This is a genomic window from Bacillus cereus group sp. N14 (genome assembly GCF_016483555.1).
In the GTDB taxonomy this organism is placed as follows: Bacteria; Bacillota; Bacilli; order Bacillales; family Bacillaceae_G; genus Bacillus_A; species Bacillus_A wiedmannii.
In genome coordinates, this window is sequence record NZ_JAEHBQ010000023.1 from 17,779 (window position 1) to 39,340 (window position 21,562).

Sequence of the window (21,562 nt, forward strand, 5' to 3'; positions counted from 1 at the left end):
ACTTCCTTCATCAAATTAAGCACATCATAAATTATAGAAAATATTAGAAAAAATATCCATAATAAAAAGGACAAGAGTAACGCTCCTATCCTTTCAAATAAAGTGAAACTTTAATCAGTGGGGGTTTTGTCCATCCCCCACTGATTATTAGTTAAACCAATCGGGTTTTTACGGGCAGTTGATTTCCCACCTAACTCCTCCGCATTCGTCGAATTTTGAGGTGGGAGTCTTACTGCCCCTTAATGCGGGGTAAAATTGAATCGTATTTTCATATATCGTTTTCGCAACCTTATCAACAGATACGTTTTTTATAACACTAATTTCCTTTAATACCTCTCGAATCATTCTCGGATGCGTCATAACATCCTCGTGAAATTCCCACGGTCCATCTGTTTCTACCATCATATATTCAAGTGGATAGTACGAAACAATTTTTCTAATTTTCTCCTTATGTAAAACATCTGGCGTAATAGAAATATAATAACCGTTCCTCATCATCCGTTTCATTGTTGTTTCACTTCCTTTAAACCAATGAAAGTGTGCACGTGAAACTTTATATTTCTCCAGTAAATCACATACAATATCAGCATCTTCATACACTGCATGCAATATAATGGGTAAATCATATTTACTAGCTAGTTCAACAAATCGTTGTAACACTGATATATATGAATTGATAGCAATGTGCTCATCTTCTTTTCTTAAATAATATGGCAAGCCTACTTCACCAATCGCAACTATGTCTTCTACATGCTCTTCAATTAATTTATAAATTTGCTCACATTCTTCTTTATGAATCAGTTGCTCCGGATGAAAACCTATTGCTGGATGTACAAAAGGATATCGCTTTGCTAAAGATAAAGTTTCTTTACATGATTGATAATTCATAGATACCGCGATAAGTCCCTGTATCTCTTTACTATGTTCCACATCTTTAAGTAATCTACTTTTTTCTTCATCCTTATATTGGTCAACATGTATATGACTATCAATCCATTTCATCTTTATTCCCCCATAAAAAAAACAAGAAAGGATCTCCCTTCTTGTTTTATCATCTATGTTATTTAACAATTAAGTTTGTTATGATATCAAATAATCCAATACATACTACGGCAACAGTAAAGTAGCTACAGAAATCTTTAATTGGAAACTTCACTACTTCTTCTTTACGCATCCCAGTTTTCTCCCTTCTTACTATATCCCTAATTATTTTATCTATTTGTATCTATTATGCAAAAAATATGACAAATTTACTATCGAATTAACTTACGTAAACCTTACAATGTTGTAAGGTTTATAAAAAGAGCCTCATCCAAATAAAGATGAGGGCTATTAAAAAGTAGTTGGTTTTTCATTCTTCATTAATATTACAAACAGAAAGTAATACAGTGAGACTTTCTAATTACACTATATGAAATTCACTATCTTTTAACCATCGAATTACATTACAGAAGACTTACATGTTTGTAAGCTATGTGTAATGTAATTCGATAGTTTCTCTTACCTACATCTCGTACAATAAAGTTAGAAAGCAAGCCAAATAAGAAGAACACTCACATAACCAAATTACATTGCTAGTAGCTACTCTTCTTATACCTTTCACTCATGCTACTACAATGTACCCCCCTTCCCCTTTATATAACAAAAAGAGCCTTAGTCCATATGGACTAAGGCTCTTTCATGAACCCCAAAATACCCCTACCTAGTATTTTTATTTTCGACAAAAAATAGGTGGGGGTATAATCCGCTATCTCATCGTTAAAAGTTTACTCTTCGCATTAATAGGAATATTTACAGCTTCAATTTCTTCAATCGCCTCTCCGTAGCGTCCTTTTGCATACACCTTTAACGCTTCATCTCTCTTTAACATATGCTTAACAGTCTTCTTTATTTTTTGTTCTCTTCCACGTTCGTCAAATGCAATAAATTCATATTCATACCACTCATCACCAATATGCTGACCAATTGTATTCACGACCGTATAGTATTCTTTCGTCTTATAAAGTGGATTATATTTATCGATAACTGGTCCAAGTTTCGTAGGCAGTAACATTACTACTATCACTATCATCGCTATTATAGTAGCGATCATTTTTTTCTTCATAATCAATCTTCCTCCTCTGCAGGATATATATACATCCATTTTAAAAAGAAGGAATAAAATCTACTATTGAATCTCATTACATTACACTTACATTTTTGTAAGAATTAAAAAAGGTGAACGAATTTACTCGTTCACCTTTTAGCTCGCTTTAAAGCCACCGCCAAGTACATCACGTACATCATGAATAACAACGAAAGCATCTTCATCTACTCGACTAATAACCTGCTTTAACTTAACAAGCTCTTGTTTATTTATAACAACATATAACACTTCTTTATTTTTACCAGTATATCCGCCGCGTCCTTCTAATACAGTGACACCGCGTGTCATGTTTTTCGTAATAGTTTCACGGATTAAATCCGGTTGATTTGAAATGATTGTAACAGCTGTTTTTGTATCCATTCCTTCTACAATGAAATCAATCACTTTTGCTCCGATGAATACTGCAACAAGTGTGTACATTGCTTTTTCTTGCCCTATTATAAATACAGAACCAGCAATTACCACAATATCAATAATAAGTACGCCTTTACCAACGCTCCACCCTAAATATTGATTGGCTAACCGAGCTAAAATTGCCGATCCTCCTGATGTACCTCCAGCTTTGAACATACAGCCTAATCCGACACCGACAAATAAGCCAGCGAATAAAGCCGCTAATAACGTATCACTATTTACATGATACTCAATATGTTCCGTAACATATAAAAACAAGGATGTTTCTACAATCCCTAAAATTGTATAAACCATCGTTTTCTTATCAAAAAATTTATAACCAATAGCTAGTAAAATTGCATTTATAGCAAAGTTTACAATCCCCGGCGACCAATCAAATAAATAGTACGTAACAACCGTTAAACCAATAATTCCACCCTCTGATAAACGGTTTGGAATTGCAAAGTAATTAATACCAATTGCGAATAATAATGAACCAATTGTAATTAGTGTTATTTCCTTTATACGTTGATTAACCATAGTTCATACCTCCCCCCATTTGACATTGTATCACTATCTCCTAGAGGTTTAGAAGTTGTTTTTATTGCGCATTTTTACTCTTAAAGATCGGGATATTATGTTTAAACAAAGGGGTGATTAATTATTCATATTCGCTCTAACTGTACGGACAAATCGCTCCACATTCCCCTTCTGAATATACTTAGCTCGAATGGTTTCATGATTACAAGTACATTCGAAATGCGGACGAAAATCTATGCTATCTATATGCAAATATGAATAATCTTTAAATGTTGCAGGATAGTATGGAAATTTCCCATAAAAGAGGAGACGTCTAGTAGTAGCAGCAAAAATCCCATGTTGATACGATAGCGTAAAATCATCCTTCTCAAATATCCCTACGACAAAATCCAAAATCTTTTCATCATCCTTTATATGCTTTTTCACACTCAATAAAAGTTCATTCATGCATATCCCTCCAAATACTATTCTTGAAAAGAATCCATGGATTATTACAGACCGGTTTAACTCCTTTATAAAGTATGAAACGCGTTTCCTGTCAAAGATATTTCAAAAAAATAATCCGTTATGCAATTTACACATAACGGATTAAAACTAAACAGTAGAGCGTTCCACAAGTTCGTATGGAATTTCCACCTTTTCTTGTTTAGAACTTTCATCACGTATTTGCCTGTAAAACATTTCAAAGGACTTTTTACCTATTTCCTTTAAATTTTGATCAATGGTTGTAAGTTGTAACACTTGCGAAATAGGTTGATTATCAAAGCCAATAATCGCTAAATCCTTAGGAACTTGAATGCCTAATTTTTCAGCTTCTGTCATCACCCCAATCGCAACTTCATCTCCGGCTACTATTAATGCTTCAGGAAGATGCTGCATCCCCTTTAATTTATGAGCCACTCTCACACCATCTTCTAAAGTAAAACATTCTGTGAAAATCCATTCTTCATTCACTTCTTCATCTATAGATTGCAATTGCTGTTTATAAACATCAAAACGCTTTTGACTACTCGGCCCTAATTTCCTTCCCGTGCAATAACCAATTTTTTTATAACTTTTCTCAATCAAATAATCCATTCCTAATTGAAAAGCGGCCGAATGATTCGTATATACACTTGAGATATTCGAAATATCATTATCTTCACAAGCAACAATTGCCCCATAGGAAGCATACGGCTCTATCGTTTCCCAATCATTTGCACGAGAACAAATAATAAGACCATCCAATTGTTTTGTTTTTAACATATGTAAACTTTTCATTTCTTCTTTTTTATTATAATTCGTTTGGCAAAGTAGCACTCTGTAATTATGAGCTAACGCCACCTCCATCATCCCGCCTACCATCGCATCAAAGCATGGATGATTAATATACGGTAAAATCACACCAACAATATTCGTTTTCCCTTTTGATAAATGAACAGCATTTGCGTTTTGTGAGTAATTCAACTTCTCCACTATCTCTATAACTGCTTTCCTTTTTTCTTCACTTACATACGGATGATCATTCAATACTCTCGAAACAGTCGTAACTGAAACTCCCGCCATCTTTGCAATATCTTTAATATTAGCCATACACTCACCTCTACTTTTAACTTAATGAATCCCATGAACATATGTCAAATCTTCTCATCATTACATCTTCATTCGTTTTTCTTACAAAAGTGTAATTTTCCTGTAAGCTAATTCGATAGTGACTCCCTGCAATATTTCATACAATTAAGTCAGAAACAGAGCAACAACTATTCGAAAAGGAGCGGATTCATATGATGAACAAAGTGAAATCAAACAATTTTTTAAATACAATGGGCATGGTATTTTCTGCTCTAATCGATGCTAAAGCTGTTGCTTCTACATTAAACAAGTAAGGAGAATTCATTATGAACAATATCACTTTTAACAAATTAGATTTTTTAGGACTAGCTAGCGGATCAGTTCTTCTTACTGCTTTTATTTACGCCGCTACGCTTGTATAAATTTCGTGTCCCCTTTCCCCTTTATTATAAATAGTAATAGAAAAGACGACCGTCTATGCCCGGTCGTCTTTTCTTATTTTCGATTTGATTGCAAAGTTTCCTTTAGCTCATCAAACTTCTCATTTAATTGATCTGTCATCATTTTCATAGCTGTTTTTCGATCTATTTGTTCTTCCGCATCAATTTGAATTGGATCTCCAAAAATCAATTGCGCCTTTTTCCCTTTTATTAATTCTTTCACACTCGATGGACCAACATAAGCTGCCGGTACTAACGGGACATTAGAACGTAGCGCAATCGTAACAGCACCAGCTTTTAATGAAACATCTTCTGTTGATCGTGTCCCACTCGGAAAAATCCCTACTACTTTCCCTTCTTTTAATAGGCGTGACGGGATTTTGAGTGTACTCGGTCCTGGATTCGCACGATCTACAGGGAATGCATTCACATTTTTAAAGAACCAGTTTTTGAATTTCCCTTCAAATAATTCTTTTTTGGCCATGTAATGAATTTGGGTGGGGTACATCCCTGTAGCTAACATTAATACATCCATAAAACTTGTATGTGTACACGCAACAACATACGGGCCGCCTTCTGGTAACTTTTCTCTCCCTTGCACTTCTACTTTCCCAGCTGTTTTAAATATATATTTCAACAAAAATGTAATTGGTTTATACATTTGTTTCGTTCCTTTCTGAATATCCGAATTATAATCATTTTCTTATAACGATTATAACACTAAGTTTTAGGAGTTGGTAATAATTTTAAGTATTAATTGTTACATTTCAATTCTTACAAAAGTGTAATTTTCTTGTAAGCTAATTCGATAGTTACTTCCCCAAATATTTCATACAATTAAGTCAGAAAGAAACAACAACTATTCGAAAAGGAGCGGATTCATATGATGAACAAAATGAAATCAAACAATTTTTTAGATACAGTGGGCATGGTATTTTCCGCTCTAATCGATGCAAAATCTGTTGCTTCTACATTAAACAAGTAAGGAGAATGCATCATGAATAACATCACTTTTAACAAATTAGATTTTTTAGGATTAGCTAGTGGCTCTCTTCTTCTTACTGCTTTTATTTACGCTGCTACGCTTGTATAACTTTGTGTCCCCTTTCCCCTTTATATAGAAAAAGACGACCGTCTATGCCCGGTCGTCTTTTTACATTTTTCTTTCTTTCAATTCTTTTAAAAGCTGTATCAGCTCAGCTTGTTGTTTTATCTTTTTACGACCATTTCGGTTAATTGCTGCAAGCTCACAAGCAACTCCGACGGCGAAGAAAAACAATAAACTTTCTACCATGTGAAATCCTCCAATTGCCTATTAAACAGCTTGACGTAATTGCTCTTCTTGTAAACTTCGCTTGTTTATATTTTCTTCTTTTCTCTGACAAACGTTATTGCGAATAAGTGCTGCAATAACAAATAAAGTCCCTATAATATCAAACATTGTTATTCGATATCCTTGCATCATCATAATAACTAAAGTCGTGATTGGTACAAAATTAATAAATAAAATCCCATTAATGGACGATAAAATTTTCACACCGTAATTCCAAGCGAGTAATGCTACGATACCTGGTAATGTCATCATAAACAATAAATCATATTTCACGATAGAAATCGTTCCCATACTCGGAACCGATACGTATCCAAACGATGTAATGATTACAGTTATAATCCCTGTGACAGTCGTACCGAATACACACGTCAACGTAGAATAACGCAATGTTGACCAATCGCTACACGTTTGACCACCCATCGTATAAATAACCCAACCTACCACACCAATAAATATAAAGGCCAGCGAAAACATGTTATCTTTCAACGTTAAAAAGAAACTCATATCACCTTTCGTAATAACGAATACAGCCCCTACAAAAGCGATAATCATGCTCGTTATCATATACTTTTTCGGTTTTACATGCTTATATCCCCATAGAATACAAATAGAAATCATCGGCATAAGTGCTTCCATAATGGAGGCTACCATCACACCTGATTTTCCCATTAACATTTGACCTAAAAATATAAGTACATTATATACAGTAAACGCCATCGTTCCGAAAAAGACGAGTAACTTTCCTCTTCCCTCTAAACGAAATGCCTGTTTTCCTTCTTTCATTAACAACAATACAATCAGTACGATCGCCACTGCTCCATAGCGAATAAGCGAAAAATAAAATGGATCTATGTATTCTAGCGCATGATCAGCAACCGGAAACATTGCTCCCCATGACATACTTGCAATTAAACATGCTAAAGCCCCTATTATCATTTGACCTTTTCTCAACACAATTCCCCCGCTTCTTTCTATTTGCACAAAGAGAATTGTAAAAGAAAAAATATATCACGTAAAATGATTCAAAATGATGTTAACTATCACTTATAATGATAGTTAACATCAAGGAGGATCATACTATGGAATTAAGAGACTTACAAATCTTCCAAAGCGTTGCCGACAAAGGTAGTGTAAGCGGCGCAGCAAAGGAATTAAATTACGTACAATCAAATGTAACTGCACGTATTAAACAACTAGAAAACGAACTAAAAACACCACTCTTTTATCGTCATAAACGAGGCATGACTTTAACAGCTGAAGGAAGAAAAATGCTCGTTTATGTTAATAAAATTTTGCAAGATGTTGACGAGCTAAAACAAGTATTTTTAGATAGTGAAACTCCCTCTGGCATATTAAAAATCGGTACAGTCGAAACAGTAAGTACATTACCTACCATTTTATCTTCTTACTATAAACGCTATCCTAATGTCGATTTATCATTACAAGCGGGTCTAACAGAAGCATTGATTAGAGAAGTACTTGATCATCAATTAGATGGTGCCTTTATATCAGGGCCTATTAAACACCCACTAATTGAACAATACGATGTTAGTACAGAAAAATTAATGCTTGTAACACAAAATAAAGCTTTTCATATAGAAGAATTTACAACAACACCCCTACTCGTTTTTAACCAAGGATGTGGATACCGTTCCAAACTAGAACGATGGCTTAAAGATGAAGGTTTGCTCCCAAAAAGAATTATGGAATTTAATATATTAGAAACGATATTAAACAGTGTTGCACTCGGCCTTGGAATTACACTCGTACCACAGTCTGCTGTCCACCATCTTTCTAAAGCTGGTAAAGTACATTGTCATGCAATTCCTGAAAAATATGGTAGTATTTCAACGGTTTTCATACGCCGTAAAGATAGTTATATGACGAATTCAATGCGTAGCTTTTTAAAAACAATTGAAGAGCATCATCATATCAATATGCTTTAAAAGACATTCTTACATGAATGTCTTTTTTTCTTACAAAAATGTAAGTCTCCCGTAAGCTAATTCGATAGTTGCAGGCAATCATATTTCCTATAATTAAGACATAAAGCAGGGCAACAACAATTCGAAAAGGAGCGGATACGCATGATGAACAAAATGAAATCAAACAAATTTTTAAATACAATGGGCATGGTGCTATCCGCACTTGTCGATGCAAAAGCTGTTGCAACTACATTAAATAAATAAATAAGGAGAGATTATAATGAACAACATTACATTTAACAAATCAGACTTTATCGGACTTGCAAGTGGAGCGACTCTTCTTACAGCCTTCATTTACACACTTGCTCAAAGTCTTATTTAATACTTTGTTTCCCCAAACCCCTTTATATATAGAAAAAGCTGCTTGTCTTATAGACAAGCAGCTTTTTAGTTTGTTTTATATATAATTTGACCTGTTTTCGTCATATCGTATCCGCCAATCGCTTTTAATTCATTATGAAATTCTTCCGATTGCAAAATATCTTTCACGACATCAATCAGCTCTTCATTTTCTTTATTCTTCAAAATCACTAAATCATACTGTTCCTTCATGATTGGAATAAAGTCTACATTTACAATCTGTGAAAACTTTTCTGAACCTACTCCTACGTCAGCTTTTCCATTTGCGACTTGCGTGGCAACACCAAGATGATTCGACTCTTCCCATTCATATCCACTAATACGCTCTTTATTTAATTTTTGAATGCGCAATTGTTCATCCACTAACACCCTAATGCCAGAACCTTTTTCTCGATTTACAAATCGTATAGATGATTGAGATAAATCAGCCCATGTTTTTATATTTTTCGGATTTCCCTTTTGCACATAAAACCCAACGTTTCTTGCTAATAAATTAATCATCGTACATGGTTGTCCCACTAAAATACGTTTTACATACGGAACATTATATGTACCTGTTTCTCCATCAAACAAATGCAAGCTAACGATATTTCCTTCTCCTTGATACATTTTTACTAAACTCGTTAAACTACCTTGATATGCCCTTAATATGTTTGAACTTGGCAGGCGATTTTCTATACGTTTTGCCAACATATCTAACGTTAGTTCTTGTCCGCTAATAATACATGTATCCAAGCCCCTACTATCTTCGCTCTTTACAGGAGTACCTTGTATTTTCCCTGTTTTCATTTGCTTTATATATTGTTCTAAATCTGTTGCATCAATGCGCATCTGTCTACCAATTCTATAAGAAGGAAGTTCTCCTTTTTTAATTAGATCGTATACAGTTAATTTTGATACCTTTAATCGCTTCGCTACTTCTTCCGTTGTGTAGGAATGATGATCCATAGACGATTCCTCACTTTCTTCCTTCATTGTAACAAAGAAAAGAATATTTCTCCTATATTAAAAAACAACTATATCGTTCAAATTATATTCAATTATAACTAGTTATATCTAGTTATAATTAGTTATAATTGAATATGTCAAAACGAAAGGGGATTTTTTTATGAACAAGTTTACATTACGATCCATCGGGGCGCTTATACTTTCTTTTCTTCTTATATTTAGCGTTGCATGTACAAACGGAGATAAGAAAGAGAAATCAACTGCTAAAGAAGGAAAAACAGTTGAACTCACTATATCAGCAGCTGCAAGCTTACAAGATGCACTAAAAGAAATTGAAACACAATATAAAGAAAAAGAACCTAATATTAAACTTTCTTTTAACTTCGGTGCTTCTGGTGCACTTCAACAACAAATTGAACAAGGCGCGCCTGCTGATTTATTCTTCTCAGCAGCCGAAGATAAATTCCAAACTCTTGTAAAAAAAGGATTCATTAATGAAAAAGAAGGGAAAAATCTTCTTGGAAATGAACTCGTTCTAGTTGTCCCAAAAGATAGTTCTCTTACGAAAATTCAAGATTTAAAAGATGAAAAAATTAAGAAAATCGCGCTTGGTACACCTGAATCAGTACCTGCGGGAAAATACGCAAAGGCTTCTCTCACGCATGAAAATCTATGGAATGACATTCAAAATAAAATCGTATTTACAAAAGATGTTCGCCAAGTGTTAACATATGTAGAAACAGGTAATGTCGATGCTGGTATTGTATACAAAACAGATGCTCTTATTTCAAACAAAGTAAAGATTGGTGAGACAGCAGCAGCTACTTCTCATGAGCCAATTCACTATCCTTTAGGTGTTATAAAAGAATCTAAGCACAAGAAAGAGGCGACTTCATTTTATGAGTATTTGCAGTCAAAAGATGCACAATCTATCTTTAAAAAATATGGATTTACAGTCCTGTCATAATTGCCATGAGCTTTGATGCTATTTTATCACCAATCTTTCTATCTATACGAGTAGCTGCATGCGCCACCATTATCGTTACAATTTTAGGGACGATTATCGGACGAGCGTTAGCACGCTCCTCATGGAGATATAAAGTACTATTAGAAACTATTTTCTTATTACCAATGGTACTTCCACCAACTGTAATCGGCTTTTTTCTCATTATCATTTTTGGAAATAATAGTCCCATTGGAATGTGGATAGAATCAATATTTCAGCAGTCCATTATGTTCACATCTACTGCTGCAATCATCGCTTCTACAGTTGTTGCATTTCCGCTCATGTACCAATCAGCAAAAACAGGATTTTCTATTGCGAATGTACAAATTGAAGAAAGTGCTCGTGACCTTGGTGCCAGTGAATATCAAGTTTTTCTACACGTCACACTTCCGCTTGCATTTCCCGCCTTACTAAGCGGAATGATTTTGAGCTTTGTTCGTGCGCTCGGTGAGTTTGGTGCTACACTCATGTTTGCTGGGAACATTCCTGGTAAAACACAGACAATCCCAACTGCAATTTACATGGCGATTGATGCAAGTAATATGCAGCTCGCCTGGACACTTGTAGTTATCACTATTAGTATGTCACTCCTATTTCTACTATGTATTCAGCTTATTAACAAAAGAATTACTAACCCTTAAAGCAGCTTTTTCGAAGCTGCTTCTTTATTTCTTAGGAAATAAAAATATACCATCGGGAAATAACTGAATTTTACCTTTTATTAAAATATACATTTTATTTGAATTCACTTTCTAAAATAGGCAATTTCCTGTTATTATATGGAGGTGTTTCAAAAAATGAAGAAATGAAAACGCATTTATATCGTGAATTCTTCATCCTGTTTTAGCGATCGGTAATCTTCTACTCTAGTAGTGGGGCATTACCGATCGTTAGAACGATATGTAATTATATTGGTATAGAAAACCGAAGGGAGTCTTGTAATGGACATTTTATTAGCGCTTCTTCCTGCAATTGCATGGGGAAACATCTTATTAGTAAGCGTAAAAATGGGCGGTGGTGCATATAGCCAAACGGTAGGTATGACAATCGGTGCTCTATTCTTCGCAACAATTATGTATGTATTTACTCAACCCGCTTTAACAATGACAGTCTTAATTGTTGGTTTTATTTCAGGTTTATTCTGGGCATTAGGACAAGTAAACCAATTAAAAACAGTTGAAAAACTAGGTGTTTCAACTACTGTAACGATTTCTACTGGTATGCAACTTGTTGCAACTTCTATCTTTGGGGTTATCGCTTTCCGTGAGTGGACTACAACAACAACGATTATTCTGGGAACGATTGCAATCCTATTAATCGTAGTTGGTGTTGTATTCACATCACTAGATGACAAAGAAAATGCACAGCCACCAGGACAATTGAAAAAAGGACTTCTTACTTTAATTGTTTCTACTTTCGGCTACCTTGTATATGTAATTATTATTCGTTGGTATAATATCGATGGTTGGTCTGCTATTTTACCACAAGCAGTTGGTATGTTTGTTGGTGCGGTTGTATTGACATCTAAACATAAACCATTTAACAAATATGCAATCCGTAATGCTTTATCTGGTTTACTATGGGGAACTGGAAACTTATTCTTACTTCTTTCATTACCACGTGTCGGAGTAGCAACAAGCTTCCCATTATCTCAAACTGGAATCGTTATCTCAACATTCGGTGCGATTGTCTTCTTAGGTGAAAAGAAAACAAAACGTCAATTGATCTTTATTGCACTAGGTAGTGTTTTAATTATCGGCGGTGCTGTATTGTTAGGTATGACAAAAGCATAAACTTATAATCTATTAATCCCTGAAGCAGTTATGCTTCAGGGATTTTTTATTACAACTATTTTTTAAGTATAATAATTTTTATAACCTTATTTATATTAACCCTCCTCCCTCCATTTCCATCCTTTTCACAATAAGTCTTTTCTTTTTACAAAATTCTCTTAAAGATGGTATCGTTTTTTATAACATATCTTCACTAGAAAGGAATAAAGGATATGCTAACTAAACATCGAATTTTATTTATTGGTGCTGGTCGTATGGCAGAAGCTATATTTTCCGGATTACTTAAAACAAGCAAAGAATACATCGAAGAAATTATCGTTTCTAACCGAAGCAACGTAGAAAAGCTAAAGGAATTACAAGGGCGATATAATGTGTCTACTACAACAGATTGGAAACAGCATGTTTCATCTGTTGATACGATTGTTTTAGCAATGCCGCCTTCTGCACATGAAGAATTATTAGCAGAATTATCTCCGTTACTATCGAATCAACTTGTCGTAACGGTAGCTGCTGGCATTGGTCCATCTTATTTAGAAGAAAGACTTCCCGAGGGGACACCTGTTGCTTGGATTATGCCAAATACAGCTGCTGAAATTGGCAAGTCTATCTCCTTATATACAACGGGACAATCAGTAAACGAGATACATCAGGAAACCTTGCAACTCCTTTTAAGAGGCATTGGTACTTCGCAACTTTGTACTGAAGAAGAAGTTCATCAGCTTACTGCAGTTACTGGAAGTGCACCAGCTTTCCTTTATTACTTTGCTGAAAGCTTAATTGAAGCAACAAAAAGTTATGGAGTCGATGAAGCAACCGCAAAACACCTTGTCATTCAAATGATTTCCGGCTCTGCTTCTATGCTTGAACAAACGCAAGATCCAGCTAACCTCCGCGAACAAGTAACAACACCCGGTGGTTCCACAGCTGAGGGTCTCAAAACTTTATATGAATATAATTTTTCAGAGGCAATTCAAAAAGCGGTAGAAGCAACAAACAAAAAAGCTAGGGGGAAATAATATGAATTTAACAAGTTTAAAAGACTATACAACATTACATAACGGTGTAAAAATGCCTTGGTTCGGTTTAGGTGTTTTTAAAGTAGAAGATGGTTCAGAAGTAATTGAATCTGTAAAAGCAGCAATTAAAAATGGCTACCGCAGCATTGATACTGCAGCAATTTATCAAAACGAAGAAGGCGTTGGACAAGCGATCCGTGAATCAGGTGTTTCACGTGAAGAATTATTTATTACATCAAAAGTATGGAATAGCGATCAAGGGTATGAAACAACACTTCAAGCATTTGAAACTACATTAGAGAAATTAGGTCTAGAATATTTAGATTTATATTTAGTACATTGGCCTGTAAAAGGGAAATATACTGAATCATGGAAAGCATTAGAAAAGCTTTATAAAGATGGCCGTGTTCGCGCTATCGGTGTGAGTAATTTCCATATTCACCACTTACAAGACGTATTTGAAATTGCTGAAATTAAGCCAATGGTCAACCAAGTGGAATACCACCCACGTTTAGCACAAGAAGAGCTGCATGCTTTCTGTAAAGAACATAACATCCAACTTGAAGCTTGGTCACCATTAATGCAAGGCCAACTGCTAGAGAACCCAACATTACAAGACATTGCAACAAAATATAATAAATCAACTGCACAAATTATTTTACGCTGGGATCTACAAAACGAAGTTGTAACCATCCCTAAATCTATTAAAGAACATCGCATTATTGAAAATGCAAATATATTTGATTTTGAATTAAGCGCTGATGACATGAAAGCAATTCAAGCTCTAAATGAAGACCGTCGCGTCGGTCCAGATCCAGATAACTTTAACTTCTAATAGAAAAACCACTGCCATATGCAGTGGTTTTTTTCATTTAAGAAAACTGAAAATTTAAACTACATTCATTTGGTTGACACTTCATTATCCAAGGTGTAAGATTTTGAATTATCAAAGAAACACAAAAATTAATAAAGTTTATTCGTTTACTCATTGTATCAAGAGAGGTGGAGGGACTGGCCCTTTGAAACCTCGGCAGCAGGTTCATTTTGAATACTGTGCCACTTCCTGCAAGCTTTATGCTTGAAAGATAGAATGAGGGACTTCGTTTATATACGGGTGCATAACTTGTACGTAAAAATCCCTCTTTCTCAATACGAAAAGAGGGATTTTTTGTTTTTCATTTCCCTCATCATCATCCAAACTTAATTATTTAGGAGGAAAATCAAATGAAAAAGAAGTTTGTACCCGGTATTGCATCAGTTGTAGGAGTAAGTATTTTATTAACTGGTTGCGGTAGTTATAAAAACGAAGCAAGCGGAGCAAATGCAAAAGACGAGGCGCCTAGTAAACAGGTTTTAAACTTATCTTCACCTACTGAAATACGAACAATGGATACAGCTCGTGCTACAGATACTGATTCTGGTCAAGTAATGAGAAACGTATTTGAGGGTTTGTATAATCTTGGTGAAGGTAACAAACCTGTCCCTGGTGTTGCAAAATCTCATGAAGTAAGTGGCGATAAGACGAAATACACATTCCATTTACGAGATTCAAAATGGTCAAACGGCACTCCTGTTACAGCGAAAGACTTTGTCTTCGCTTGGCAAAGAGCTGTTGATCCAGCAACAGCCTCTGAATATGCATTTCTATTCTTTGATATTAAAAATGCAACAAAAATTAACAACAAAGAACTTCCAGCCGATCAACTTGGTGTAAAAGCAATTGATGACCATACGTTTGAGGTAGAATTAGAACGTCCTGTTCCGTACTTTATTAGCTTAACAGCGTTCCCAACATTTCTACCAATTAACGAGGAATTCTTTAAAGCACAAGGTGATAAATACGCTTTAGAAGACAATACAATCTTGTACAACGGAGCTTTTACACTAAGCGATTGGAAGCACGAGCAAAGCTTTAAATTTAAGAAAAACCCTACCTATTGGGATAAAGGTACTGTCAAACTGGAAGAAATCAATTTTAACGTCGTAAAAGAAAAATCTACAGAAGTAAATTTATTCGAGTCAAAACAATTAGATCGTATCAAACTAACATCTGACTTCGTTGATAAATATAAAAAGGATGCTAACTTTAAAGAACGGCCAAACGTAGGGGTACAGTTTCTACGTATGAATCAACAAAACAAAATACTTCAAAACGTTTCTGCACGCCAAGCAATCGATCAAACAATTGATCGAAAATCCTTTGTAAATACGTTATTAAATGACGGCTCTACACCAACCTCTAGTCTCGTGCCGAAAAACTTTGCAAAAGGACCTGACGGAACAGATTTCCGTGCTGCAAACGGCGATTTAACAAAGGTTGATACAAAATCTGCTCAAGAATTATGGAAAAAGGCAAAACAAGAACTTGGGTCTGAAAAAATAACGTTAGAACTATTAACAAGTGATGGTGACCTTGAAAAGAAAACTGGTGAATTCTTAAAAGGACAACTAGAAAAGAATTTAGATGGCTTAACAGTAAATATAAAGCCGCAACCACGTAAACAACAAGTTTCACTTTTATTAAAAGGTGACTACGAAATTGGAATTGACGGCTGGAGCCCTGACTTTGCGGATCCAATCACATTCCTTGAACTATTTACAACGAATAACCCTTACAACTTAGATCATTACTCTAATAAGGAGTTCGATGAAACAATAGCAAAAGTGAAAACAACTTTAGCTGGTGATGAAAAAGCTCGCTGGGAAGCGTTACTGGCATCCGAGAAAATATTATTTAAAGACTCTGTTATCGCTCCTCTTTACCAAAAAGGCGAATCTTATTTAGAACGTTCTTATGTGAAAGGAATTGTGCAAGTAGACTTTGCAGGTCAATTAAACTTCAAATGGGCACAAATTGAAAAATAAAGCGAAACTTTAATCAGTGGGTTTTTCTTCATCCCCCACTGATTATTAGCCCACACCAATTGTTTTTTTAGCAAAACATATGAAAAGCAGATTCCCTAATACGAGGAAATCTGCTTTTTTAATATATTATTCTAAGAAATTAACAATCTATTTTTATTATTGACATATAGTTCTTTCCAGTGTTAATATTCTAAATAATCAAAGAAACGAAATATTTCACCATCAAAATATAGCGTCTACTACGTTGAAACATATAACGATAGATTATAGTTCAACATGTATATACATATAGAACACCTGATTACCTACATACACATATCTGTAATAGGTTTTCTCTTCTTCTATAGCTACACTTCAAAACGTGGACATTACGACGTTACGAACCACACATTTAGGGAGGAACGAACAATGAAGACAAAAGTTGTACCTGTTGTTGCATCTGTTTTAGGGGCAAGTCTATTACTAACTGCTTGGGGGGGAAATAAAGATCATACAAGCGGAGCGAAAGCAAATGATAAAGCACCTGATAAACAGGCAATTAACTGATCATTCGCTTCAGAAATTCCAACAATGGATGTTGCAAAAGCAACGGATGGGGAATCCATGAGCGTAATGCGCAATGTTTTTGAAGGTTTATATGCAATGGGAGAAGATAACAAACCAATTCCTGGTGTTGCTGAGTCGGTTGACCTTAGTCCCGATAAAACAAAATATACATTCCACCTGCGTGATTCAAAATGGTCAAACGGTACTCCAGTTACAGCAAAGGACTTTGTCTTCGCTTGGCAACGTGCCGTAAATCCTGATACAGCAGCTGAATATGCATTCTTATTCTTCGATATACAGAATGCGAAACAAATAAGCCAGAAACAATTGCCAATTGATCAACTAGGTGTCAAAGCTCTTGATGATAAAACGTTAGAAGTACAACTAGACCGTCCTGTTCCCTACTTCTTAAGCTTAACGACATTCTCAACATTCTTACCAATTAATGAAGATTACTTAAAATCTCAGGGCAATAAATATGGTTTAGAAACAAATCATTTAATTTACAACGGTGCTTTCATATTAGATAACTGGAAACACGAGCAAAGCTTCCAATTGAAGAAGAACCCTAACTATTGGGATGCTAAAACTGTAAAATTAGAAGAAATCAACTTCAATGTCGTTAAAGATAAATCTACAGAAGTTAACTTATACGATTCAGGACAAATTGATCGCGTTGCTTTAACTGCGGAGTTTGTTGATAAATATAAGAGCGATCCAAACTTCAAAGACCGCGCTGAAGTTGGCATTCAATTTTTACGACTCAATCAAAAAAATGAAACATTAAAAAATCAACATGCACGCCTTGCTATTAACGGAGCAATGAATAAAAAAGCATACGTAGAAACAATTTTAAATAACGGTGCTGTCCCAGCTGAAGGAATAGTTCCTGCGAAATTCACGAAAAGCCCAGAAGGCACTGACTTCCGTAAAGAAAATGGAAACCTAGTCAAAGATGATTTGAAAATAGCAAAAGAAAACTGGAAAAAAGCGAAACAAGAACTTGGTACTGACAAAGTAACAATCGAACTATTAACAAGTGATAATGCTTTAGCTAAAAAGACTGGTGAATATTTAAAAGGTGAACTAGAAAAGAACCTAGATGGATTAACAGTGACGTTAAAACCACAACCACGTAAACAACAGCTAAAACTATTATTAAGTGGTGACTATGAAATCGGTATTGATGGCTGGGGCCCTGACTTCGCTGACCCAATTACATTCTTAGATTTATTTACAACAAATAGTGCTTATAACTTCGATAAATACTCTAACAAAGAGTACGATGCGCTCATTCATAAAGTGAAAACAGATTTAGCTGGCGATGAAAAGGCTCGCTTTGAAGCAATGAAGCAAGCTGAAAAAATCCTGCTACAAGACGGTGCTGTCGCTCCTTTATACCAACAAGGTCGTTCTTACCTACAACGCGGATTTATTAAAGGGCTTGTAACAACTGACTTCGGTGGTGAATTTAACTACAAGTGGACAGAAGTTACAAAATAATAAAATAAAAAAGGTATCCAATCGCAGGATACCTTTTTTATTTTATACTTCTTTAACTACATAGCTTCTTCTCTTTACTATTCCTTTTATAGATACAGTAATTACTGCTATCAATTGTGTAACTAATATAATAACTAATAATGAAATAATATTTTTCTCTAAACTAATCCCTCCAAATATTATTGTATAATAGCCATTTGCTGCATATGTTGCGGGAAATAATTCGCCGATTGTTTGATATGTTTTAGAAAGCATCTCATGTGGTACAATTACACCCGAACTTACAAGTTGGAGCGATAGTGAAATTATATTAAAGATCATACCTGCATTTCCGAAAACAGTTATGAACATTTGTGTTAATGAAAGAAAGGCGAAAAAGACTATCACTTGAAACATCCATATACTCCATACTGCTTCATGTATTTCAATTTGAAATCCTTTCATCAAACTAATCGTAATGCATGCAAGTAAAATTGATACTGTACCGTTAATAACCTGTCTTGATACGAAATTACTCCAACCGTTCTTTACTTCCTTTGCAACTTTTGATAGTTCCATACTCATGATCATTGCTCCTACAAATGAAGCTAATACCATCATTAGTGGTACCATGTTAGCCGAGAATCCTTTTGCATCATTTACTCTATGGACTGTAAAACCAATTGAATCTTCGGTTAATCCTTTTATCACTTCTACATTCTCAGGCCCTACAGCTTGTAATTTCCCCACAATTGCTTGTTTTTTATAACTTGTTATCTCTTTATTTACATTGTCTCGAATTTGTTTTGCGGCTCCTTCCATCAGTTGCTTTGCCATCATGGCATTCGCTTGATTAATGTGGAAGTTTAAATTTGATTTTCCTGTTTCATTTATATCCTTTGAAAAAGAAGCAGGAATTTCAATAATCATATCGTATACACGGTCTTTCATTGCTTTATTTGCTTTTTCCACAGACTGTTCTGATTTCACCTGAAATGGTGAATTTCTCTGTAAGCCTTCTGCTATTTTACTCCCTATATTTCCATCCTCATTCACAATAGCAATACGCATTTGATCTGCTCGTTCATTCACTCCATCATATGCCGTTAACCAAACACAAAAGAAAATAAGCTGGAACGATAGCGCTACTACCATTCCTACATACGTACCTGGTCTTTTTAAAAACTGTTTTAATGTATCCATCTTCCCGCTCTCCTATTTAGCAAGCAAGTACATACTTGCATTTTATTTTAAATAAATACTAGGGTCTTAATGCCCTAGCATATAAAACAATATTATTTTCAATAAATTTCTCATCATCAACTTCTGTCAGGCGATCTGCAAAACGTAATTTAGATAAGAAATATCCAAAATTGATCCAGATAAAGTTCATTACTTGCGCTTCAATATTCGTATCAACAATGTTTCCTTTTTCCTGCATTTTTGCAAAATAGATGCTTAATTCTTCTTTTAATCCTTGTGGTATTTTAGCAATTTCCCCGTCTAATTCAGGAAATTCTCCAGCCTCACGTATACCAATAGCAATAATATCTTTTACCCCATCTAAAAAATTATGATAATGCCTTGCTAAGTTCTTTAAATCCGTTTCTAATTCCCACACAATTTCTGTTTGTAAAAACTGTTTTAAATGCGGTACATATGAAAATTCAGCAACCGCGGCTTCAATAACACCCTTTTTACTTTTAAAATTGCGGAATATCGTTACTTCATTAACACCAGCACGCATTGCAATTTCTTTCGTTGTTGCTGCTGTATATCCCTTTTCTTTCACTAATTCAATTGCTGCTTGGATGATTTTTTCTGCTGTTTTTGAGCGCGCCATAAAATCCTCTCTCCCTCATGCAAGTGATCACTTACATTTAGATTATATACCTTTTCTAATCATTGTCAATAATCCCCTTCCCCTTCTTTTTGCATCGAACTAAAACTCATCATAAATATAAACATAAACATCAAATATGTTCTCCACGTCAAAGAAGGTACATGCCCTGACCAAAGATAGCTAATTAAATAGTTAATCCCCATAATACAGGACGATATTACTAAACTAATACTTATTAGTTTTACATATTTGAGCATATCTTTTCTCCTTATTTTTTATTTTTCTACTTCTTCAAATTGCAGATTTACCGGCTCTTCTAGTAGTGTTTCATAAAAGTTTTCAGCCAAATCTGTTGAAGGAATTTTTTCATCCACTTCATCAAATCGAATACTATCTAGCCACACACAACCTTCTCCTGATAATAAGACACCAAATGCAATACCAAGCGCTCCTTCTTTTATATCTAATACAACCGAATACGATTGCCAGTTATTCGTATTTTTAATTGGGCGATTTTGCATGTTATCCATAGCGAGTGGTTCTGTATCTTTTCCGTCTACTCGCATCCACAATCCTGCCCAATCTCTTACGTTCTCACTCTTAACAAATGCTGTTAAACGTAATCTTTTACCTACATATTTATCCGCTCGAAACATTTGCATTAATGTTGAAAATCCTCCATGTGTAACATTCTCTTTTGCCTTTATGTATGCAGATACTTTTCCTTGATGGGCAACTTCATAGTCTAAACCCATCTCATATTCAGCAGGATGACTTCCACTTAAGATCCATCCTTTCGGTATACCTTTTTGCATTGAAACACCCTCTCTTTCTATATAAAATGACTGGAAGTACTTTCGATATTTCTTCGGTGGCAATTGAAACATTCTTTTAAAAGCTCTCGTAAATGCCTCTTGTGAGGAAAAGCCGTATTGTACTGCAATATCAATAACAGCCCTCTCTGTTGACACTAAGGCTTGCGCAGCATGAGTTAACCTTCTCTTTCGAATATAATCCGTTACACTCATCCCAATATACCTTTGAAAAATACGATGAAAATGGTACATCGATACCGCACTGTGAGAGGCCACTCTTTCTGTTGTAAGCTCCTCATGTAAATGCTCCTCTATATATTCAATTGCTTTCTTTATCATCTCTTTATATTCTTCATGCATTTTAGTACCTCCTCACAACCTTAATTTACCATATACATACAAATCATTTTTGATTTAAATTGCGGATTAAACTTTGTGGCTACAAGTTAATAATTTATTTTCAACACATACATAATTACATGATTTTGGGAAAAACTTGT

The 21,562-nt window shown here is 34.9% G+C and carries 23 protein-coding genes, 1 pseudogene and 1 riboswitch; of the genes and pseudogenes, 11 read left to right on the forward strand and 13 right to left on the reverse strand.

What is annotated here, in order from left to right; translation table 11 throughout:
* Positions 1–168: 168 nt before the first annotated feature.
* The 5 genes from JDS82_RS24230 to JDS82_RS24250 form a co-directional block, all read right to left on the reverse strand.
* Positions 169–1,002, reverse strand: a complete 834-nt coding sequence (locus JDS82_RS24230; protein ID WP_098058809.1) for a TatD family hydrolase — start codon at positions 1,000–1,002, stop codon at positions 169–171.
* 745 nt (positions 1,003–1,747) lie between these two features.
* Positions 1,748–2,104 (reverse strand): YxeA family protein, encoded by a 357-nt coding sequence (locus JDS82_RS24235; RefSeq protein ID WP_000728373.1) that lies wholly within the window; start codon positions 2,102–2,104, stop codon positions 1,748–1,750.
* Positions 2,105–2,242: 138 nt separating this feature from the next.
* Positions 2,243–3,079 carry a YitT family protein gene (locus tag JDS82_RS24240; protein ID WP_000248044.1) on the reverse strand — a complete coding sequence of 279 codons (837 nt, stop codon included), beginning with the start codon at positions 3,077–3,079 and terminating at the stop codon, positions 2,243–2,245.
* A 117-nt stretch (positions 3,080–3,196) separates the two neighbouring features.
* Positions 3,197–3,526, reverse strand: coding sequence for a PH domain-containing protein (locus JDS82_RS24245; protein WP_001004223.1), 330 nt, complete (start codon positions 3,524–3,526; stop codon positions 3,197–3,199).
* Between the two features lie 147 nt (positions 3,527–3,673).
* Positions 3,674–4,651 carry a LacI family DNA-binding transcriptional regulator gene (locus tag JDS82_RS24250; protein WP_001273893.1) on the reverse strand — a complete coding sequence of 326 codons (978 nt, stop codon included), beginning with the start codon at positions 4,649–4,651 and terminating at the stop codon, positions 3,674–3,676.
* Positions 4,652–4,956: 305 nt separating this feature from the next.
* Between JDS82_RS24250 and JDS82_RS24255 the strand changes: the two genes are divergently transcribed.
* The gene (locus JDS82_RS24255) at positions 4,957–5,052 is read left to right on the forward strand and encodes a DUF3948 family protein (RefSeq protein ID WP_001060010.1); all 96 of its coding nucleotides are present in this window, start codon (positions 4,957–4,959) and stop codon (positions 5,050–5,052) included.
* Positions 5,053–5,125: 73 nt separating this feature from the next.
* On the opposite strand, the gene JDS82_RS24260 is transcribed toward JDS82_RS24255, so the two are convergent.
* Positions 5,126–5,731 carry a lysophospholipid acyltransferase family protein gene (locus JDS82_RS24260; RefSeq protein WP_064056423.1) on the reverse strand — a complete coding sequence of 202 codons (606 nt, stop codon included), beginning with the start codon at positions 5,729–5,731 and terminating at the stop codon, positions 5,126–5,128.
* A 336-nt stretch (positions 5,732–6,067) separates the two neighbouring features.
* Here JDS82_RS24260 and JDS82_RS24265 point away from each other — a divergent pair, with 336 nt between their 5' ends.
* Positions 6,068–6,163 carry a DUF3948 family protein gene (locus tag JDS82_RS24265; protein ID WP_001060007.1) on the forward strand — a complete coding sequence of 32 codons (96 nt, stop codon included), beginning with the start codon at positions 6,068–6,070 and terminating at the stop codon, positions 6,161–6,163.
* 60 nt (positions 6,164–6,223) lie between these two features.
* On the opposite strand, the gene JDS82_RS24270 is transcribed toward JDS82_RS24265, so the two are convergent.
* Both JDS82_RS24270 and JDS82_RS24275 read right to left on the reverse strand, forming a co-directional pair.
* Complete coding sequence (locus JDS82_RS24270) at positions 6,224–6,364, reverse strand: YrzO family protein (protein WP_000230328.1); 141 nt, start codon at positions 6,362–6,364, stop codon at positions 6,224–6,226.
* 21 nt (positions 6,365–6,385) lie between these two features.
* Positions 6,386–7,354, reverse strand: coding sequence for a DMT family transporter (locus JDS82_RS24275; protein ID WP_001225441.1), 969 nt, complete (start codon positions 7,352–7,354; stop codon positions 6,386–6,388).
* A 128-nt stretch (positions 7,355–7,482) separates the two neighbouring features.
* Between JDS82_RS24275 and JDS82_RS24280 the strand changes: the two genes are divergently transcribed.
* Together JDS82_RS24280 and JDS82_RS24285 are read left to right on the forward strand one after the other, a co-directional pair.
* Positions 7,483–8,349, forward strand: coding sequence for a LysR family transcriptional regulator (locus JDS82_RS24280; protein WP_000423044.1), 867 nt, complete (start codon positions 7,483–7,485; stop codon positions 8,347–8,349).
* Positions 8,350–8,608: 259 nt separating this feature from the next.
* Complete coding sequence (locus JDS82_RS24285; protein ID WP_001060019.1) at positions 8,609–8,710, forward strand: DUF3948 family protein; 102 nt, start codon at positions 8,609–8,611, stop codon at positions 8,708–8,710.
* A gap of 65 nt (positions 8,711–8,775) precedes the next feature.
* Here JDS82_RS24285 and JDS82_RS24290 read toward each other — a convergent pair whose 3' ends face one another.
* Entirely contained in the window at positions 8,776–9,723 is a 948-nt protein-coding gene (locus JDS82_RS24290; RefSeq protein WP_199714084.1) for a helix-turn-helix transcriptional regulator, read from the reverse strand.
* 133 nt (positions 9,724–9,856) lie between these two features.
* Here JDS82_RS24290 and modA point away from each other — a divergent pair, with 133 nt between their 5' ends.
* From modA to JDS82_RS24325, 7 genes and pseudogenes are all read left to right on the forward strand, one after another.
* Positions 9,857–10,663 (forward strand): molybdate ABC transporter substrate-binding protein, encoded by an 807-nt coding sequence (gene modA / locus JDS82_RS24295; protein ID WP_048567282.1) that lies wholly within the window; start codon positions 9,857–9,859, stop codon positions 10,661–10,663.
* Positions 10,664–10,668: 5 nt separating this feature from the next.
* A complete protein-coding gene (gene modB / locus JDS82_RS24300) occupies positions 10,669–11,343 on the forward strand; it encodes a molybdate ABC transporter permease subunit (RefSeq protein ID WP_064056420.1) in 675 nt (224 codons plus the stop codon).
* Positions 11,344–11,643: 300 nt separating this feature from the next.
* Positions 11,644–12,495, forward strand: coding sequence for a GRP family sugar transporter (locus JDS82_RS24305; RefSeq protein WP_000353546.1), 852 nt, complete (start codon positions 11,644–11,646; stop codon positions 12,493–12,495).
* A gap of 212 nt (positions 12,496–12,707) precedes the next feature.
* On the forward strand, positions 12,708–13,511 hold the full coding sequence (gene proC, locus JDS82_RS24310) for a pyrroline-5-carboxylate reductase (protein WP_061672398.1): 804 nt from the start codon (positions 12,708–12,710) through the stop codon (positions 13,509–13,511).
* Position 13,512: 1 nt separating this feature from the next.
* The gene (locus JDS82_RS24315; protein WP_061672399.1) at positions 13,513–14,346 is read left to right on the forward strand and encodes an aldo/keto reductase; all 834 of its coding nucleotides are present in this window, start codon (positions 13,513–13,515) and stop codon (positions 14,344–14,346) included.
* Between the two features lie 152 nt (positions 14,347–14,498).
* A riboswitch (SAM riboswitch) is annotated at positions 14,499–14,603 on the forward strand.
* A 132-nt stretch (positions 14,604–14,735) separates the two neighbouring features.
* Positions 14,736–16,376 carry a peptide ABC transporter substrate-binding protein gene (locus JDS82_RS24320; RefSeq protein WP_000726461.1) on the forward strand — a complete coding sequence of 547 codons (1,641 nt, stop codon included), beginning with the start codon at positions 14,736–14,738 and terminating at the stop codon, positions 16,374–16,376.
* Positions 16,377–16,784: 408 nt separating this feature from the next.
* A pseudogene (locus JDS82_RS24325) lies at positions 16,785–18,425 on the forward strand (peptide ABC transporter substrate-binding protein).
* Between the two features lie 42 nt (positions 18,426–18,467).
* Here the strand turns inward: JDS82_RS24325 and JDS82_RS24330 are convergent.
* The 4 genes from JDS82_RS24330 to JDS82_RS24345 form a co-directional block, all read right to left on the reverse strand.
* Positions 18,468–19,607: a YhgE/Pip domain-containing protein gene (locus tag JDS82_RS24330; RefSeq protein ID WP_199714085.1), complete on the reverse strand. Its 1,140-nt coding sequence runs from the start codon at positions 19,605–19,607 to the stop codon at positions 18,468–18,470.
* A 58-nt stretch (positions 19,608–19,665) separates the two neighbouring features.
* A complete protein-coding gene (locus JDS82_RS24335; RefSeq protein ID WP_000124367.1) occupies positions 19,666–20,247 on the reverse strand; it encodes a TetR/AcrR family transcriptional regulator in 582 nt (193 codons plus the stop codon).
* Positions 20,248–20,312: 65 nt separating this feature from the next.
* Positions 20,313–20,504, reverse strand: a complete 192-nt coding sequence (locus JDS82_RS24340) for a hypothetical protein (RefSeq protein WP_000922540.1) — start codon at positions 20,502–20,504, stop codon at positions 20,313–20,315.
* Between the two features lie 18 nt (positions 20,505–20,522).
* Positions 20,523–21,422, reverse strand: a complete 900-nt coding sequence (locus tag JDS82_RS24345; RefSeq protein ID WP_199714086.1) for a helix-turn-helix domain-containing protein — start codon at positions 21,420–21,422, stop codon at positions 20,523–20,525.
* Between the last annotated feature and the right edge of the window lie 140 nt (positions 21,423–21,562).

What these genes read in the sequence shown, in the direction of transcription:
- JDS82_RS24230 (WP_098058809.1), bottom strand. Translation starts at nt 1,002, where the DNA reads ATGAAATGGATTGATAGTCATATACATGTTGACCAATATAAGGATGAA.
- JDS82_RS24235 (WP_000728373.1), bottom strand. Translation starts at nt 2,104, where the DNA reads ATGAAGAAAAAAATGATCGCTACTATAATAGCGATGATAGTGATAGTA.
- JDS82_RS24240 (WP_000248044.1), bottom strand. Translation starts at nt 3,079, where the DNA reads ATGGTTAATCAACGTATAAAGGAAATAACACTAATTACAATTGGTTCA.
- JDS82_RS24245 (WP_001004223.1), bottom strand. Translation starts at nt 3,526, where the DNA reads ATGAATGAACTTTTATTGAGTGTGAAAAAGCATATAAAGGATGATGAA.
- JDS82_RS24250 (WP_001273893.1), bottom strand. Translation starts at nt 4,651, where the DNA reads ATGGCTAATATTAAAGATATTGCAAAGATGGCGGGAGTTTCAGTTACG.
- JDS82_RS24255 (WP_001060010.1), top strand. Translation starts at nt 4,957, where the DNA reads ATGAACAATATCACTTTTAACAAATTAGATTTTTTAGGACTAGCTAGC.
- JDS82_RS24260 (WP_064056423.1), bottom strand. Translation starts at nt 5,731, where the DNA reads ATGTATAAACCAATTACATTTTTGTTGAAATATATATTTAAAACAGCT.
- JDS82_RS24265 (WP_001060007.1), top strand. Translation starts at nt 6,068, where the DNA reads ATGAATAACATCACTTTTAACAAATTAGATTTTTTAGGATTAGCTAGT.
- JDS82_RS24270 (WP_000230328.1), bottom strand. Translation starts at nt 6,364, where the DNA reads ATGGTAGAAAGTTTATTGTTTTTCTTCGCCGTCGGAGTTGCTTGTGAG.
- JDS82_RS24280 (WP_000423044.1), top strand. Translation starts at nt 7,483, where the DNA reads ATGGAATTAAGAGACTTACAAATCTTCCAAAGCGTTGCCGACAAAGGT.
- JDS82_RS24285 (WP_001060019.1), top strand. Translation starts at nt 8,609, where the DNA reads ATGAACAACATTACATTTAACAAATCAGACTTTATCGGACTTGCAAGT.
- JDS82_RS24290 (WP_199714084.1), bottom strand. Translation starts at nt 9,723, where the DNA reads ATGAAGGAAGAAAGTGAGGAATCGTCTATGGATCATCATTCCTACACA.
- modA (WP_048567282.1), top strand. Translation starts at nt 9,857, where the DNA reads ATGAACAAGTTTACATTACGATCCATCGGGGCGCTTATACTTTCTTTT.
- modB (WP_064056420.1), top strand. Translation starts at nt 10,669, where the DNA reads ATGAGCTTTGATGCTATTTTATCACCAATCTTTCTATCTATACGAGTA.
- JDS82_RS24305 (WP_000353546.1), top strand. Translation starts at nt 11,644, where the DNA reads ATGGACATTTTATTAGCGCTTCTTCCTGCAATTGCATGGGGAAACATC.
- proC (WP_061672398.1), top strand. Translation starts at nt 12,708, where the DNA reads ATGCTAACTAAACATCGAATTTTATTTATTGGTGCTGGTCGTATGGCA.
- JDS82_RS24315 (WP_061672399.1), top strand. Translation starts at nt 13,513, where the DNA reads ATGAATTTAACAAGTTTAAAAGACTATACAACATTACATAACGGTGTA.
- JDS82_RS24320 (WP_000726461.1), top strand. Translation starts at nt 14,736, where the DNA reads ATGAAAAAGAAGTTTGTACCCGGTATTGCATCAGTTGTAGGAGTAAGT.
- JDS82_RS24330 (WP_199714085.1), bottom strand. Translation starts at nt 19,607, where the DNA reads ATGGATACATTAAAACAGTTTTTAAAAAGACCAGGTACGTATGTAGGA.
- JDS82_RS24335 (WP_000124367.1), bottom strand. Translation starts at nt 20,247, where the DNA reads ATGGCGCGCTCAAAAACAGCAGAAAAAATCATCCAAGCAGCAATTGAA.
- JDS82_RS24340 (WP_000922540.1), bottom strand. Translation starts at nt 20,504, where the DNA reads ATGCTCAAATATGTAAAACTAATAAGTATTAGTTTAGTAATATCGTCC.
- JDS82_RS24345 (WP_199714086.1), bottom strand. Translation starts at nt 21,422, where the DNA reads ATGCATGAAGAATATAAAGAGATGATAAAGAAAGCAATTGAATATATA.